Origin of the sequence: Salipiger sp. D13 (assembly GCF_003703915.1) — a bacterium.
GTDB classification, from domain to species: Bacteria; Pseudomonadota; Alphaproteobacteria; order Rhodobacterales; family Rhodobacteraceae; genus Salipiger; species Salipiger profundus.
Genome location: NZ_RAPJ01000019.1, coordinates 1 through 14,112 on the forward strand (window position 1 = coordinate 1; position 14,112 = coordinate 14,112).

Annotated in this window: 13 protein-coding genes; 4 read left to right on the forward strand and 9 right to left on the reverse strand. The window is 60.6% G+C overall.

Going from position 1 to position 14,112, the window contains the following annotated elements:
• Positions 1 to 411 precede the first annotated feature (411 nt).
• The 4 genes from D6860_RS21385 (at position 412) to D6860_RS21400 (ending at position 2,426) form a co-directional block, all read left to right on the forward strand.
• Positions 412 to 729, forward strand: a complete 318-nt coding sequence (locus D6860_RS21385; RefSeq protein WP_076622277.1) for a hypothetical protein — start codon at positions 412 to 414, stop codon at positions 727 to 729.
• Positions 726 to 1,166: a hypothetical protein gene (locus tag D6860_RS21390; RefSeq protein WP_076623329.1), complete on the forward strand. Its 441-nt coding sequence runs from the start codon at positions 726 to 728 to the stop codon at positions 1,164 to 1,166. Before D6860_RS21385 ends, D6860_RS21390 begins: the two co-directional genes overlap by 4 nt.
• Before the next feature lie 178 nt (positions 1,167 to 1,344).
• Positions 1,345 to 2,142 carry a hypothetical protein gene (locus D6860_RS21395; RefSeq protein ID WP_076623330.1) on the forward strand — a complete coding sequence of 266 codons (798 nt, stop codon included), beginning with the start codon at positions 1,345 to 1,347 and terminating at the stop codon, positions 2,140 to 2,142.
• A gap of 77 nt (positions 2,143 to 2,219) precedes the next feature.
• On the forward strand, positions 2,220 to 2,426 hold the full coding sequence (locus D6860_RS21400; protein WP_076623331.1) for a hypothetical protein: 207 nt from the start codon (positions 2,220 to 2,222) through the stop codon (positions 2,424 to 2,426).
• A gap of 254 nt (positions 2,427 to 2,680) precedes the next feature.
• Here the strand turns inward: D6860_RS21400 and D6860_RS21405 are convergent, their stop codons facing one another.
• The 9 genes from D6860_RS21405 to D6860_RS21445 form a co-directional block, all read right to left on the reverse strand.
• Positions 2,681 to 5,773, reverse strand: coding sequence for a type I restriction endonuclease subunit R (locus tag D6860_RS21405; RefSeq protein WP_076623332.1), 3,093 nt, complete (start codon positions 5,771 to 5,773; stop codon positions 2,681 to 2,683).
• Positions 5,773 to 6,924: a DUF4268 domain-containing protein gene (locus tag D6860_RS21410; protein ID WP_076623333.1), complete on the reverse strand. Its 1,152-nt coding sequence runs from the start codon at positions 6,922 to 6,924 to the stop codon at positions 5,773 to 5,775. The genes D6860_RS21405 and D6860_RS21410 overlap by 1 nt, the downstream gene beginning before the upstream one ends.
• A gap of 9 nt (positions 6,925 to 6,933) precedes the next feature.
• The gene (locus D6860_RS21415; RefSeq protein ID WP_076623334.1) at positions 6,934 to 7,380 is read right to left on the reverse strand and encodes a hypothetical protein; all 447 of its coding nucleotides are present in this window, start codon (positions 7,378 to 7,380) and stop codon (positions 6,934 to 6,936) included.
• Positions 7,377 to 8,642 (reverse strand): restriction endonuclease subunit S, encoded by a 1,266-nt coding sequence (locus tag D6860_RS21420; RefSeq protein WP_083697788.1) that lies wholly within the window; start codon positions 8,640 to 8,642, stop codon positions 7,377 to 7,379. Before D6860_RS21420 ends, D6860_RS21415 begins: the two co-directional genes overlap by 4 nt.
• A 38-nt stretch (positions 8,643 to 8,680) precedes the next feature.
• Complete coding sequence (locus D6860_RS21425) at positions 8,681 to 10,201, reverse strand: type I restriction-modification system subunit M (RefSeq protein ID WP_076623335.1); 1,521 nt, start codon at positions 10,199 to 10,201, stop codon at positions 8,681 to 8,683.
• Between the two features lie 555 nt (positions 10,202 to 10,756).
• Positions 10,757 to 11,659, reverse strand: coding sequence for an MBL fold metallo-hydrolase (locus tag D6860_RS21430; RefSeq protein ID WP_076623336.1), 903 nt, complete (start codon positions 11,657 to 11,659; stop codon positions 10,757 to 10,759).
• Positions 11,656 to 12,150 (reverse strand): hypothetical protein, encoded by a 495-nt coding sequence (locus D6860_RS21435; RefSeq protein ID WP_076623337.1) that lies wholly within the window; start codon positions 12,148 to 12,150, stop codon positions 11,656 to 11,658. Before D6860_RS21435 ends, D6860_RS21430 begins: the two co-directional genes overlap by 4 nt.
• Positions 12,151 to 12,369: 219 nt before the next feature.
• Entirely contained in the window at positions 12,370 to 12,825 is a 456-nt protein-coding gene (locus D6860_RS21440) for a hypothetical protein (RefSeq protein WP_131815005.1), read from the reverse strand.
• A 331-nt stretch (positions 12,826 to 13,156) separates the two neighbouring features.
• Entirely contained in the window at positions 13,157 to 14,059 is a 903-nt protein-coding gene (locus tag D6860_RS21445; RefSeq protein WP_076623338.1) for an AEC family transporter, read from the reverse strand.
• Between the last annotated feature and the right edge of the window lie 53 nt (positions 14,060 to 14,112).

The following is a 14,112-nucleotide window of genomic DNA, read 5'->3' on the forward strand; positions in this document are numbered from 1 at the left end:
GTTGAAGGTCGAGATCTGGCGCTGGCTCCAACTATGCCCGGACGCGATGGTCGTGGGCCCGGAGGTGATGCCGATGGCGGTCCAGTCCGACTTCGTCGTTCGGACATGGTGGGATTCCGAGAAGATGCTTGCGTGACAATCAGTCGATCCCGATCTGACGAGCAATTGCCTCCGCCCAGCGTGTGGACCGGGCGGAGGCCACACAACGCATCACTCGTAAGAGGATGCCGCCCGACCGGGCGAAGGGCCGGACGGCTGATCAGCGCGCAATGCGTAAGCCGCGCTGACCTGCTGCAACGCATGGCGTAGTCGGACGACACTCTCAAGACATCGCCCGATTGCAGCGCGGGAAAACCTCCGCGCTGCTCAAGTTCTGACCCGCTTCGGCGGGCTTTTTTGCATGGGGGCAGGATGAAGCACCTGACAACCTGGCTGGGCGAGAACGTCTGGATGCTCGCTGCGGTGATCGGCGGCATCCTCGTCTCGATCCTCACCAGCGAAGAACAGACTTTCCGGATGGCGGTGGCGCGGGTCATCTCGGGCCTCTTCTGTGCCACCGTGTTCCCGGGCCCGGTGCTCGACGTGCTGGGCCGAGATCCGGCGGTCTACGGCAATGCGGTGGCAGGGCTGCTGGCGATGACCGGCTACGCGATCGCCAAGAGCCTTGCCGGCCTTACCGGGCGCCAGCTCGCAGAATGGGTCGCCATCGTGATCGGGAGGAAGAAATGACCCGTCCTGACGTCTCCAACCGCACCCTCGGCGTCATGCTGATCGTCAGCTGGCTGGCGCTGCTGCTGTTCCAGCCGCTGACCGAGGCCTGGGACGACCGGCCCTCGCAGCGGCCGTGGATCGACGTGTCGCTACAACTCGACGGCGACCATGTCCTCTATACCCGGATGATCAAGCGCGTCCTGCGCGGCGACTGGACGGCCCGCGTGCAGATCTCGACCGGGGAGGGCTGGCGCACGGTCTGCGATGACAGCGGCGCGTGGACCTACCGCCCCGAGACCTCGGGCACGCTCAGCATGACCTTCGATCGCTTCACCGGCGGCTGTCCGCAGCCCTCGGGCGCGCACCGCGTCTGCGTCGATTACGTCATGGAAGACCTGCGCGGCCGGCGCCGGATATTCGGGCCGTTCTGCTCCGAGGGCACGGGCGGTAGCTGAACGGCGTGGGGTGCGAGCGCAGCGCCAGTAGGTGCAGCGCCGTAACGGCATAGGCTTCCAGATCCGGCCTGCATGGCCGCGCCCGCGCGGTCGATTAAGCAGGTGCCCCCACAAAGCGCAACCATCACCTTCACTGCCCGGCCATCGCGGTCCGGGTCTTTTTGCATGGGAGATCACCATGGATCGAACGCATGTCCAGATGTTGCTGGCCTCGGCCGGCTACTACGCCGGCGCCATCGACGGCATCGCCGGGCCGGAGACCATGACGGCCGTCGAGATCACCGAAGCCCACGCCGGCGACGGCTCGGGCGGCTGGTCGACCGCGCGGCGGCTCGTGGCGGCGGGGCAGCGGGTGCTCAACGCGCAGGGCTTCGAGGCCCGCGCCGTCGACGGCTGGGACGGCCACAACACCGGCGAGGCTTTGACCGCCTGGCTCAGCGCGCAGGCCGGCGTCAGCGCCGAGGTCGACCGGGCACCGATCACCGAGACAACCTGGCCGGCCGACATCCCCCGGCAGGGCAACTGCGCGGCCTACTACGGTTCGCCCGGGCCCGACGTGCAGCGGCAGCTGACCTACATCCAGCTGCCGTTCTCTCTTCGCCTGGACTGGAACCTCTCGCAGACCGTCCAGCGGATCCGCGTGCACGAGAAGGCGGCGCAGCAGCTCTACGCCGCGCTGGTGGCGGTGCATGAGCACTATGGCATCGACCGGATGCAGGATCTCGGCATCGACCGCTTCGCAGGCTGCTACAACCACCGCCGGATGCGCGGCGGCTCAAGCTGGTCGATGCATGCCTACGGCTGCGCGATCGACTTCTACGCAGGACCGAACGCGCTGCGGATGGGCTGTCCCGAGGCGCTGTTCTGCGGCCCGGACTACCAGGCCTTCCTCGACATCATGGAGGCCCACCAGTGGCTGCCGGCGATCCGCCTCTGGGGCGGCGACGCCATGCACTTCCAGCGGGCGACCCTCTGACATCCCCACCACCGGCCGGCGCCTGGCGTCGGTCTTCTCCGCGGCTGCGCGCCGCTCATCCCCGAAAGGAACTCACCATGGAAACGAAATCGATATTCGCCTCGAAAGGCATCTGGGGCGGCATCATCGCCATCCTGCCCCCGGCCATGTCGCTCGTCGGTCTCGATCTCTCGCCGCAGGACGCCCAGGGCATCGTCGGACACCTCGACGCCATCGTCTCGGCCGTCGGCGGCCTCGTCGCGATCTACGGGCGCGTGACGGCGAAGACGGCGCTCAGGGTGTGAGACAAGCGGCTGCTCCGCGTCGGTTGTGGCGCGGGGTGGCGCCGGCGGTAGCGCAGGGCGGTCCGGGCTGTCCTGCCTTCGTAATTGTCCGCTAATCAGCTATGCGCAGGAAGCGAACGCCACGCCTAGCGTGCCGCTTCCCACGTCCTCCGCTGGATCACTGTTACCGTGTAGCCAAGGCGCGTTTCAAGGCCGTGCGAAATGCGAAGTCTAACGATAGTTGGTAAAGGCGCGACGCCACGCAGCCGCAAGGCTTACATGCTGCGTGCCATTGCTTCGGCCTGCTTGATGACCAGCTTCACCGCATCGGCTTGCAGGTCTGGTGGGTAACCGTAGCGCCTTAGGATCCGTTTCACGGCAACGCGCATCCTCGCCCGCACGTCATCCCTCTGCCACCAATCCACGCCGGAATTTTCCCTGATAGAGGCTACGAGCTCTGCCGCGATGATCTTGAGCTGGTCGTTGTCCATCACGTCGATGGCGCTCTCGTTCTGCGCCAAGGCGTCGTAGAAGCTCCGTTCTGTCTCCGACATGTCGTCCTCGGGCTCGGCCCTCAGGTCCTTCGCCATGCCGATGAGTTCCTGGATTACCTGCAGGGCATCGACGCTGCGGTTGTGATAGCGTGCGATGGCGTTCGTGAGGCGCTCGGAGAACTTCTGGTTCTGCACGACATTGCCCCGCGTTCGCGCCTTGATCTCCCCGTTCAGAAGCTTCTTCAGGGCTTCCACGGCGAGATTCTTGTGCTGCATGTGCTGGATCTCGAGGAGAAATTCCTCCGACAGAACGCTGATATCAGGGCGGTCGAAACCGCACGCCTCGAGGATGTCCACGACTTCGGTCGAGGCGACAGCCCGGTTCAGCAATTGCTGGATCGCGAAGTCCGGTGAGGAGTTTCGCCCCCCGCCGCCCGTTACGTCGAGCTTCTGGAGGGCGGATCTCACCGCCAGGAAGAACGCCACCTCTTCGGCATGTTCCTTGGTTTCCGGGGATCCGGCCGCCAGCTTGAAGGCCTTGGCAAGTGCTGCAACGGCATCCAGAAACCGCTTGCCGAAGTCAACGTGATCTTCCTGGCCCTCGTCTCGTGCTTGTTTGAGAACATGGTCTGCCGCCGTCGGCAGGATCTCAATGCGATCCGCTGCCGTTCCTCCAAGCACCCGAGAATAGTCGAAGCCGTGGAACAATCCACGCGCGACATCCAATGCACTCAGGAAGGCCGCGACAGCCTCGCGCTCGTCGACGCCCGTCTGGGCCTGGTCTCCTTGTGAGTAATGCGCGAGGGCCTTCTTCAGATCGGCCGCAAGGCCAATATAATCGACAACAAGACCAGCGGGCTTTCCGGCAAAGACCCGGTTCACTCGGGCAATCGCCTGCATCAATCCATGCCCCTTCATGGGCTTGTCAACGTAGAGGGTGTGCATGCAGGGCGCGTCGAAGCCGGTGAGCCACATGTCACGGACAATCACCAGCTTCAGCGGGTCGCTCGTGTCCTTGTATCTTTTCCTGAGTGCTTCCAGCTTCGTCTTGCTGCGAATGTGGGGTTGAAAATTCTGCGGATCGGTGGCGCTTCCGGTCATGACGATCTTCACCGCGCCGGTCTCGTCAGTTTCTGAATGCCACTCAGGTCGGGCAGCGACGATGCGCTCGTAGACCTCGACACAGATCCGCCGGCTCATGCAGACGATCATCGCCTTGCCGTCAATGGCCTCGAGGCGAGCGTCAAAATGCTCAAGGATATCGGCAACGACCGCGTCAAGGCGCGGACCGGCGCCGACCAGTTTCTCGATCTGCGACCACTTCTTGGCGGCGGCCCCTGTCTCATCCTCGGGCAGTGCCTCGGTCGCCTCGTCGAACTCCTCGTCGAGGCTGTCGCGTAGATCCTTCGCGATCTCTACGCGGGCCACACGTCCCTCGTAATAGATTGGCACGGTCGCGCCGTCCTCGACGGCCTGAGCAATGTCGTAGACGTCAATGTAGTCACCGAATACCGACCGCGTGTTCGCGCCGACCAATTCAACCGGGGTGCCCGTCAATGCGACGTAGATCGCCCTCGGCAAGGCGTTGCGCAGGTGGTGGGCCAGACCATGGCGAACCTCGCCGGTCTTCTGGTCCATCTTGGCCTCGAACCCGTATTGTGTCCGGTGCGCTTCGTCGACCATGACGATGACGTTGGAGCGGTCGGTGAGCTCCGGGAAGGTCTGGCCGCGCTCTGGCCGGAATTTCTGGATCGTCGAGAAAACGATGCCGCCGACCTGCCGGTTCAGCAGCGTCTTTAGCTCCTCGATACTGTCCGCCTGCACCGGCGTCTCGCCCAGTAGATCCTTGCATCGACCGAACGTGGCGAAGAGCTGGTTGTCGAGGTCGTTGCGATCGGTGAGCACCAAAACCGTCGGGTTCTCCAAGTCAGACAGGTGCATCGCTCGCCCGGCGAGAAAGGTCATGAGGAGCGACTTTCCCGAGCCCTGAGTGTGCCAAATTACGCCACCCTTGCCGTCGTCACCTCGAGCCCCGAGGATTGACTCCATGGCCTTCCGCACCGCGTGAAATTGGTGATAGCCAGCCGCCTTCTTGATCGGTCCCTTGCCCTCGTCCTCGAACACTGTGAACCAGCGCAGCATGTCGAGCAGAACGGACCGGTTCAGCAGGCCCTCCGTCAGCGTGTTCAGCGCCAGGCCCTCACGCTCCGACAGGATGGTCTCGCCGTCGACGGTCCGCCATCGCATGAACCGGTCGAGCCCGGCCGAGAGCGTGCCATATCGTGCGTTTAGCCCGTCGGAGATCACTGAGAAGACCGAGGTCCGGAACAGGTTCGGGATGTCCGCCTTGTAGGTCTCGATTTGGTTGAAGGCCGCCTCGATATCGGCTCCCTCGGTGCCCTTCAGCTCCACGACGACCAGAGGTAGACCATTCAGATAGATCACGATGTCCGGAATCCGCGGGTTCCGCCCGACCATGTCGACCTGGTTGAAGGCATGCCATGCGTTGTCCTGATCGCCCCAGTCGACGAGGCGCGCCCGCTCGTGGCGCTCCTCCCCCTGGTTGAAGTAGGTGATCGGGACGCCGCCCGTCATCAGGCCATGCAGGCGGCGGTTTTCGGCCATCAGGTCGCCGACGAAGACCTCGTCGGTTACGCGGGCCATCACCTCCTGCACGGCGCCGTCGGGCAACCCGGGATTGAGGCGCCGGACGGCCTTCTCGAAGACCTTCCGCAGGATTGCCTCGTGGAAGCTGCGGCGCTCCGGGTCCCGTTTCTCGGGCGAGATCTCGGCGCCAGAGACGGCGACATAGCCCAGCCCGGCCAGCTTCTCCATCATCCAGTCTTCGAGGTCGGATTCCGAGTTCCAGGCCATCAGGAACCTCCACCCTGCTTCATGCGCGCCGCCAGCCCCCGTACGGGTTCGGAGAAGGCCTCGTCCATCTTCCGATAGTGGTCGACCAGCCAGCCGATCATTTTCGGCCAGTTTTCCTTGCTGTAGCCTTGGAATGATGCTCGCGCACCGATCCAGCTCATCTTCTTGTCGTCCATTCGGTGCCACTCGAGATAATCGCCGACTTTGGGGGATAGCTCTTTTCGGCGTTCACTAAGTTGATCGAATATCCACTTGTTTTCAGCCTCATTCGGTCGAGCAATCACGAGTTCAGATCGGATCTCATGACGCAGGAAGCTCAAGTTCAAGCTGATTCCGGACACACCGGTACTCGATGAAAGCCAACTTTCTCTCGAAGGACTGATGTTCTGCCATCGCTCGAGGCCCGCTGCGCGGAGCGCCTCCAAGGCTTGCTCCCAGAATTCAAGGCGCATCTGGTGGCTCCACTTCTGCGCGCCCTTGGCTGACTTCTCCTCACTGTCCTTCTCGGCCATGCGGATCATGTAATCGGCTGCCTCGGGCGTCGGGATCACCTGCTGGAGGTCGACGAAGATCTCCTCGCCGAACCGATATGGCACGACCTTCACGCAGCGTGCGTCGATCTGATGCTCGCGCAGCCAGAGCACCGTCGCCGTGACTTCCCGGCGGAAATTCGCGGCGATGAAGACGACACGCTGGTTGGTGCCGTCGTTCAGCACGACCTCGTCCAGCGTGTCCTCTCTCAAGAACTCGCAGATCAGCCCGGCCGCGTCGCCGCCGCCTTGGCGGTCGAGATACTGCTGGAAAATGCCCACGATCTCGGCCTTCTTCAGGCTCGAGCAGTAGGCGGCGTATTTCAGGGCCTGCCAGACGACATCCCGGCCGGAATCGTCGAGCTTGTTCTCGATGACGACAAGCTGCCCGGCGCGATCCAGCGCCAAGAGGTCGAGGCGTTCCCGGGTGCCGTCGAACCCGTCGAACTCCTTCTGTATGATCAACAGGCCGTCCTCGCCCTCGCTCATCGCCTCGCAAAGCGCGTCCGGCATGGTGGCCAGCCACTCCTGAAGATGCTCCCGCTCCCGGAACCCGACCTCGGAGAAACTGGTGCGCTCGAGCTTGCGCAGGCGATTGGCGGAACGGTCAATCTGGAACATGGCGGGGTCTTACACCTCCGGAAGCTGGTTGATTTCCACCTCAAGGCCAGTCGCCAGCGAGCGCAGATCGGAACACCGGTTCAACCATTCGAAAACGCCATATTCGCTTGGCGCCTCGCCCGCGGCGAACCGTGCATCAACACTGTTTTCGCCGTCCCCGCCAACGTCGGGGGCGTAGAAATAGGCGGATTGACCGAGTTCCAAGGCGTCTTCATCCAGCGTGACGGACAGTGATCGGCTTTCGTGCCCGACAACTCGGTCGAGAGACACCACCACCGCCGTTCCCGGGCACTCTCCCTCCAAGAGCGCATCCAAGCCTGAGATGGCCGAGCCTAAAGCGAGGAGGTGCTCGGGTGTCTGACAAACCGAGCGCCACTCCCAAAGCTCTTGGCGGATCAATGAAATCAAGCCCCGGTCTTCCTCGGCCAAACCCCAACAATGGGCCACTCCGCTCATACGACCTCCTCGACCTGTTTCTCGGCCTCGCGGATGCGAAGTTCGCCGGACATGAGGCGGGGGAGAAGGGCGTCGCGGAGAGAGGCGAGGTTGCGTGCTTCCTGACCGGCCGCGACCACTCGATCGAGCATCGGAGAAACAATATCGGAAAATGCGGTGTGGACCGGCGCAAGTGCGATCGCCATGTTGAGCTCGGAAATTCTTTTCGCGTCGGCCCGTTGGCGTCCCGACGATCCTGTCATGGTCTGGATCGCCTCTGCCCGGAAGTCGGGGTCTCTCGCGATGCAATATGGAAGTGCCACCGAGATTCCTGGCTTCGCTCGCATCACGATGAACTCGGTTGAACCCCAGCCAATCTCGGACCCGAGGAGATCGTCGACCACAGCGGTTTTCCCGTTCTCGAGGCAAGGCGTGATCCGCGCCAGAAGAGTATCCCGTTCTCTGAATTTGGTGCCCGAGGTAAATTCGCGGAGATATGGCGCGTCCGCCGACATTCCCGATGTCGGCAGCGCCTTCATTTCCAGATATGGCGCGGCTGTCCCCTTCGGCAGGCTCTCTTTCGGATTGAATTCGATGAGGTCAGCGAGCGTCCCAGCCTCCCATCCCCTCGGCAGGCCGTCGGGGCCGAAGCTGTCGGGGAAAAGGGCGACGGTGGTGGCGTCCATGTGGGCGGGGGTCTGGCCGAGGGCGCGGGCGTGGACGGGGGCGAAATCCACGAACCAGGATCGATAGAGCGCCCGCGCCATCTCCTCCAGCGTCGCGCTCATCCGGCGGTTCAGCTCGATCTTGTCGTCAAGAGCACCGAGCGTCGCCGCAATTCCTTGCTGTATTCCGATCTCTGGAAGAGAAATCTCCAGCCGCAACTGGTCTCTCAGGCTGAGATATGGGGCCATGTCGGTCGAGAAGGCCATACCGCCAAGCTGATCAAGAAATTCCGCACTGCGAGACCAGTAGTATAGAAACCGAGGTTCGATCCGCCGATGGTCCATCGACCGCCAGTAGGAAAGATGCGGCGAGTAAACTGCACCTTCAACAGATCCTTTAACGTATCCTACGCGGCCGGTGCTGTTGCCTTTGGTCGTAATGACGCTGTCACCACGACAAGCGATCTTGTCACCGAATTTGCCGGGTTCGGCGACTTGAAAACGATCGGGGTCATCCAGCCGAAACCCAGAGTCCTGTAGGTATGCACTGCGTAGGAAAACCAAGCCGTTGCCGCCGAGTTCGCTGTTCTTTGCGCGATACCCGTCGCCGACTTTCATGATACCGTCTTCGATCAATTCTGCGAATGTGTGACGCCTCACGACAGCGCCTCCAGCCGCGCCTCGATCTCCTTCTCCAGCCAGCGACCCTCGGCGAACTGTGCCCGAAGCTCAGCCGTCAGGCGGTCGAACTTCTCCTCGAAGGGTTCGCCGTCCTCCTCGGCCGCACCGGCGCCGACATAGCGCCCGGGGGTCAGGACGTAGTTGTGCTTCGCGATCTCCTCTATGGAGGCCGCCTTGCAGAAGCCGGGCTCGTCGGCATAGGCACCCGCGTCCGGCTCTCCACGCCAGGCGTGGTAGGCGGTGGCGATGCGCGCGATCTCGTCCCGCGACAGCTCCTTCTGCTTGCGCGATCCCGGCACCAGCGCGCCCATCTTGCGGGCGTCGATGAACAGCACCTCACCACGCCGGTCGCGCAGCTTGGCGTCCTTGGCCACGCCGTTCGACTTGTCCTTGGCCAGGATCCAGATGCAGGCCGGGATTTGGGTGCCGTAGAAGAGCTGACCCGGCAGGGCGATCATGGCGTCCACCGCCTCGGCTTCGACCATGGCCCGGCGGATGTCGCCCTCGCCCGATGACATGGACGACATGGAGCCGTTGGCCATGACCACGCCCGCGATGCCGGTGCTGCCCAGCTTGTCGTAGATGTGCTGCATCCAGGCGAAGTTCGCGTTGCCGACCGGGGGCGTGCCGAATTTCCAGCGCCGATCCTCGGCCAGGATGTCGCCGTTCCAGTCCGAGATGTTGAAGGGCGGGTTCGCCATGACGAAGTCAAACTTCTCGTCCGGGAAGGCGTCGCGCAGCAGCGTGCCTTCGGCGTTCCATTGGATGTTCGCCACGATTCCCCGGATGGCGAGGTTCATCCGGGCGAGGCCGTAGGTCGTATGGTTCCGCTCTTGCCCATAGACGGCCAGGTCGGCCCGGCGGCCCTTGTGGTGTTCGAGGAAGCGTTCGGACTGGACCATGAAGGAGCCGGAGCCGCAGCAGGGCTCATAGAGGCGGCCCTTCATCGGCTCGATCATGTCGACGATCAGTTCGACAACGGGCTTAGGGGTGTGGAAGTCGCCGCCGCGCTTGCCCTCGTTGCTGGCGAACTCCGAGATGAAATATTCGTAAATGCGCCCGATCAGGTCGAAGTCCTTGGGCGTGCCGTCGAACTTTATGTTCGAGAAGAGATCGATCAGGCCGGTGACGATGGTGGGATCGAGGGACTCGCGCCCGAAGACCTTCGGGAGCGCGCCCTTGAGCTGCTCGTTGTCGGCCTCGATTGCGCGCATGGCATTGTCGACCTTGACCCCGATGCCCTTGTCCTTGGCGTTCGCGGCCAACGTGCTCCAGCGCGCGGCCTCGGGCACCCAGAAGATACCATCGGCGAGGTATTCGTCGACGTCCTCGGCAACCTCCTCGCCCTCGGGGAGGAGCTCGTCGTACTTCCGCTGGAAGGCGGTTCCGATGTAGCGCAGGAAGAGCAGGCCCAGTGCCACGTGCTTGTATTCGCCCGGGTCCATGGACCCGCGCATCTTGTCGGCCGCTGCGAAGAGCGTCTTTTCGATGGTCATCTGCCGTCCCTTTCCTGGCGTTGGCTCGCCAGTCGGTTGATTTGCTTGCGCCTTTTATCGTCGGAAAATGGGTGGGGATCAATTCTCCCTGTGCGCTGACGCAAACACCAATTCGGGGCTTCCGCCAGTTTTCCCACTTTCCCGCCCCAAGGTGCAACCAAGCGCTTCATCCGATGAAAGGTCGGCTTTGTGCTTTCTTCCGTAAAGGATTTGACCGTGCAGAAGACGACCGCTCTCCAGCCGTTCTACGACATCCCTGGAAGACGCAGCGTGACGTCAGACACCGCACGAAGGGCGAACAGCAGACACTCGCTGCGTTTTGGGCGCAGGGCAGCGATGGGCGGGGACGCGGGCGTAAGTTGCTTTCTGGACAAACGGCAGCTATTGGTGTCGAAGCGGCCGTTTGAGATTGTTGTAATCCCTCTCCCTATCCAGAAATCAAGAGCGGCTTGTGTTCCATTAATACACACCCTTAGGGGAGGGGTGGGATGCCGAAGTAGCACGTTGCTCACCAGTCGGATTCTTTTGTAATGTTATCCGTGAACACAACAGGGATCACCCATCCAGCGTATATTCGGTCTCAACCGTGATACTTCCAACGTAATTTGGGAACCTCGACTGCCCCTCATTGGACATTTTTTTGTGAAAATATTCCGGATTTGAGGAGTAAAAATGAACTTTGTCGTCCACCAAGTCCATCGTAATGTCTCCTGCCTTGCTCTGCGTGACCGTAACATAGCCAGTGTAATAGTTGAGGTCCCGAGAAGGAGCCTCCCCGATAATGATAATCTGTGGGTCGAGCTTTTTTAGCCAAGAGTCAGGGATCTTTCCTGATTTACGCCCATGGTGCGCAGCGTATACGATGGTCGTCTTCTCGAGGGTGACGCTATCCTCGATGCTTTTCATAAACTCAGTTTCCAGATCTCCTAGCCACATTACAGTTGCGCCATCTTTCAGGGAGTATTTGATCACGGCGGAAACGTTGTTGTAGCTTTCGCCCGCATTGCACTCCGCCAACGCCTTTTGGAAATGCTCGTTCTCTGTGTCGGGCCACAAGATGGAGATGCCGGCGGGGCCACGAGTATCATCACCTTCGTTCATCCACTTTCTTTTACACCCTTTCGAGATGTAGTACGCTTTGTCTCCATCTCGAAGCTGGCGGTAATGCTTAAATGAAACCGTTTCATCTGCTTTGATAGCGTTATTTTTTACGACATAGAAATTGCAAATAGGACATACCTTGTCAAGTTTCTCTATCCCGGCGAAGTGATCTTGGTCTGGATGAGTGGAGATGAAGCGACTTACACCTTTGCGTTTAACCTCCTCCTTGATTTCGTCAATAATTTCCTCGTCCCGATCGCCGGTCAGATTGCAGTCAATGATAGTGAAGTTATCGCTGTTGTGTCTGATATAGCAGAGGTCTCCGTGCCCGACGGACATGCTCTTGATAATTGTCATTCACTTTCCTTTTTGTGGTGGTTTACTCTGTTGGCGACAAATTTTACCTGCTTGCGGAAGGATAAGATAAATAGAATGGACAGAAGGCCGATGGCGATTTCCCCTTGGAGTGCCGAATTAAAACCGATCCGTTCGGAGGTCGAATCAAGAAAAATGAGAGCTAGAAGTGAAATAAAAACAGTAGCGATAGTTCTGTAGGTGTTCGAAGTCTCAACCATCACTTCCATTTTCTCATCAGCCTTGCAAGCCGCGAGGTAATCAAAATAGTTGGAGTAAACTACGAACCCCAAGCACTTAAGAATCGGCTCAACAATGGTGGAGCCCAAACGGCTGATCACCATGCCAAGAAAATAAAACCAGACTAGCTGCTCCATGATTTCATTCGGGGGGGTCAATAGAGACAACCGCTCTGCAATAACGGAAAATACAGCCCCCGGAATAAGGTAGTTTAGGATATTGTATGACGAAAGCTTGTTAAAAATATCGTTCATGTCGGTATCCCAAGATGCTGCGCCTTTCTGTCAATGTGCGTGAGGGTGGTTCGCAACATTTTGTGCGGGTCAAACGCGATAGCTATGCTCCTGGCGCAAGTATACCCTAAGCTTTAATGTGTGTTCCGTAAAACGCCCAGTCATCGTCGTAACCGCGTTGGCCTGCGGTGCGATCATCTATCGCGCTTGGTGCGAAGGTCTGCTCAGGCTCGGATTGCGTTAAGATTTCGTGACTTGAACACCATAGGATTCTAGCTTAGATTGAGCGGCTCGCACGGCTGCGGCCGGAAATCTTTCGGCATGTTCGACTACGATGTATTCTCCAGTAAATTTAGCTGCATCGGCTGCCACCAAAGCCTCGAAGCCCGGAGTTACTTTTGGATCTAGGGCCCAATCAGTCAATGTTTGCAAAGCCCCCTTGTCCACGATCTTCCGACGCGTGTAGCTGGCCTGTTGTTTGCGACCATGCTTCTCCCTAAGCGTTTCTTCATAAGCGGTTACCGCTTGCCACAATCGTCTTTCAATAGGGTCCTCGTAGTCACGCCCAGACAACTCATAGATGCGAATTCGACACGCATTTGCGATATCCTCTCGCTTCAAGCGAACTGCGTTCGCCAGCAACCTGCGAACGGCTTCCACATCGTCCATCTCATTTGGAACTGGATCTATAGCCAAAGAGTGATCTCCCTTGAGTGCCTTTGTGAACTCTGCACTAGAAAAACGCAAAATTAAAGAAAAGCTTCGGTAGATGTTGACATCAGCTCGTCAGCAATTGCCATCATCGCTCATGGGTGTGGCTTTGTACCGACACTTTCCATGCATCCAGCCAGGCGCGTAGGTCGGTTTCGGGCCGGGAGCGGTCCAACTTAAATCGTGTATCGGCAGAGAGCCTTGCGGCGCCTGTGCGAGCGCGGCGCTCGGGCCGAGATCTCCGGCGCCCGTCGAGACGGGCAACGTCCAAACGTCCCTGACGAAACGCAGCTTGCCGCACCCGTCGCGACGCCAGTCAAATCGCGAAAAGCGTCAACATCACTGGGATCGACAGGACCGCAGCCATGGTCTGAAACGTGACGATTCCAGCCATGAGTTGTCCGTCCCCCCTCATTTGCTGCGTCAGCACATAGGCGGTCGGGGCGGTTGGAACGGTGCAGAAGACGACCATGGTAATTGCCTCGGTCCCTTCCAGGCCGAAAACATGCGCTATGGAAAGTCCGAGAACGGGCATCGCCACCAGGCGGGCAGCGCTTGTGGTCATCAAGGTTGCGGCATTGGTCCGAAGGGATCTGGGCCGGAGCGCAGCCCCGATGCACAGCAGACCCAGGGGAAGGCTACCCTGGCCCAGCAGCGCTGCCACCCGGTCCAGGCCGAAAGACAGGCCGACACCCGAGATGGCGAGCGCCAGACCGGCTAGGCAGGCCAGGATCAAGGGGTTGGTCAGGACCGATCGCATCAGGGCTCGAGGCGCTGTCGCCGCGCCTGCGTCGCTGAGCGCCAGGATGGAGAGCAGATTCACGAGCGGCACAGCGAGGGCGAGGTAGAACGCCGCCTTTTCCAAGCCGTCCGGTCCTGAAAGCGTCGAGATGAGCGACAAGGCGAGGTAGGTGTTGAAACGGATCACCCCTTGGAGGACCGGCCCGTAGCGGTGCGACGGAAACGGCCGGAGCCGCCGCAACAGACCAAGCGCGATCGCTGCAATCAGGATCGTGGACACCGCCGCTCCGCCAAGCCGAAGCACCTCAGGGTCCCGCAAGGGCGCGTCTGCGAGGCTGGAGATGAGCAATGCGGGAAACAGCACGAAGTAGTTCAACCGCTCGGCCGCGGGCCAGAACTCGGTGGAGGGCACACGCCAGCGTGCGAGGCCAAAGCCCAGCCAGATCAAGGCGAATATCGGCCAGATCGATGTCAGCATGTCCGCGTCGGCTGTATCCTAAAGCCCCTGTCTTCCACCGACTTTTCGTCTAC

Coding starts and splice junctions, on each gene's coding strand:
- D6860_RS21400 (WP_076623331.1), top strand. CDS start 2,220: ATGGAAACGAAATCGATATTCGCCTCGAAAGGCATCTGGGGCGGCATC.
- D6860_RS21445 (WP_076623338.1), bottom strand. CDS start 14,059: ATGCTGACATCGATCTGGCCGATATTCGCCTTGATCTGGCTGGGCTTT.
- D6860_RS21410 (WP_076623333.1), bottom strand. CDS start 6,924: ATGTTCCAGATTGACCGTTCCGCCAATCGCCTGCGCAAGCTCGAGCGC.
- D6860_RS21420 (WP_083697788.1), bottom strand. CDS start 8,642: ATGAAAGTCGGCGACGGGTATCGCGCAAAGAACAGCGAACTCGGCGGC.
- D6860_RS21390 (WP_076623329.1), top strand. CDS start 726: ATGACCCGTCCTGACGTCTCCAACCGCACCCTCGGCGTCATGCTGATC.
- D6860_RS21435 (WP_076623337.1), bottom strand. CDS start 12,150: ATGAACGATATTTTTAACAAGCTTTCGTCATACAATATCCTAAACTAC.
- D6860_RS21430 (WP_076623336.1), bottom strand. CDS start 11,659: ATGACAATTATCAAGAGCATGTCCGTCGGGCACGGAGACCTCTGCTAT.
- D6860_RS21395 (WP_076623330.1), top strand. CDS start 1,345: ATGGATCGAACGCATGTCCAGATGTTGCTGGCCTCGGCCGGCTACTAC.
- D6860_RS21415 (WP_076623334.1), bottom strand. CDS start 7,380: ATGAGCGGAGTGGCCCATTGTTGGGGTTTGGCCGAGGAAGACCGGGGC.
- D6860_RS21405 (WP_076623332.1), bottom strand. CDS start 5,773: ATGGCCTGGAACTCGGAATCCGACCTCGAAGACTGGATGATGGAGAAG.
- D6860_RS21385 (WP_076622277.1), top strand. CDS start 412: ATGAAGCACCTGACAACCTGGCTGGGCGAGAACGTCTGGATGCTCGCT.
- D6860_RS21425 (WP_076623335.1), bottom strand. CDS start 10,201: ATGACCATCGAAAAGACGCTCTTCGCAGCGGCCGACAAGATGCGCGGG.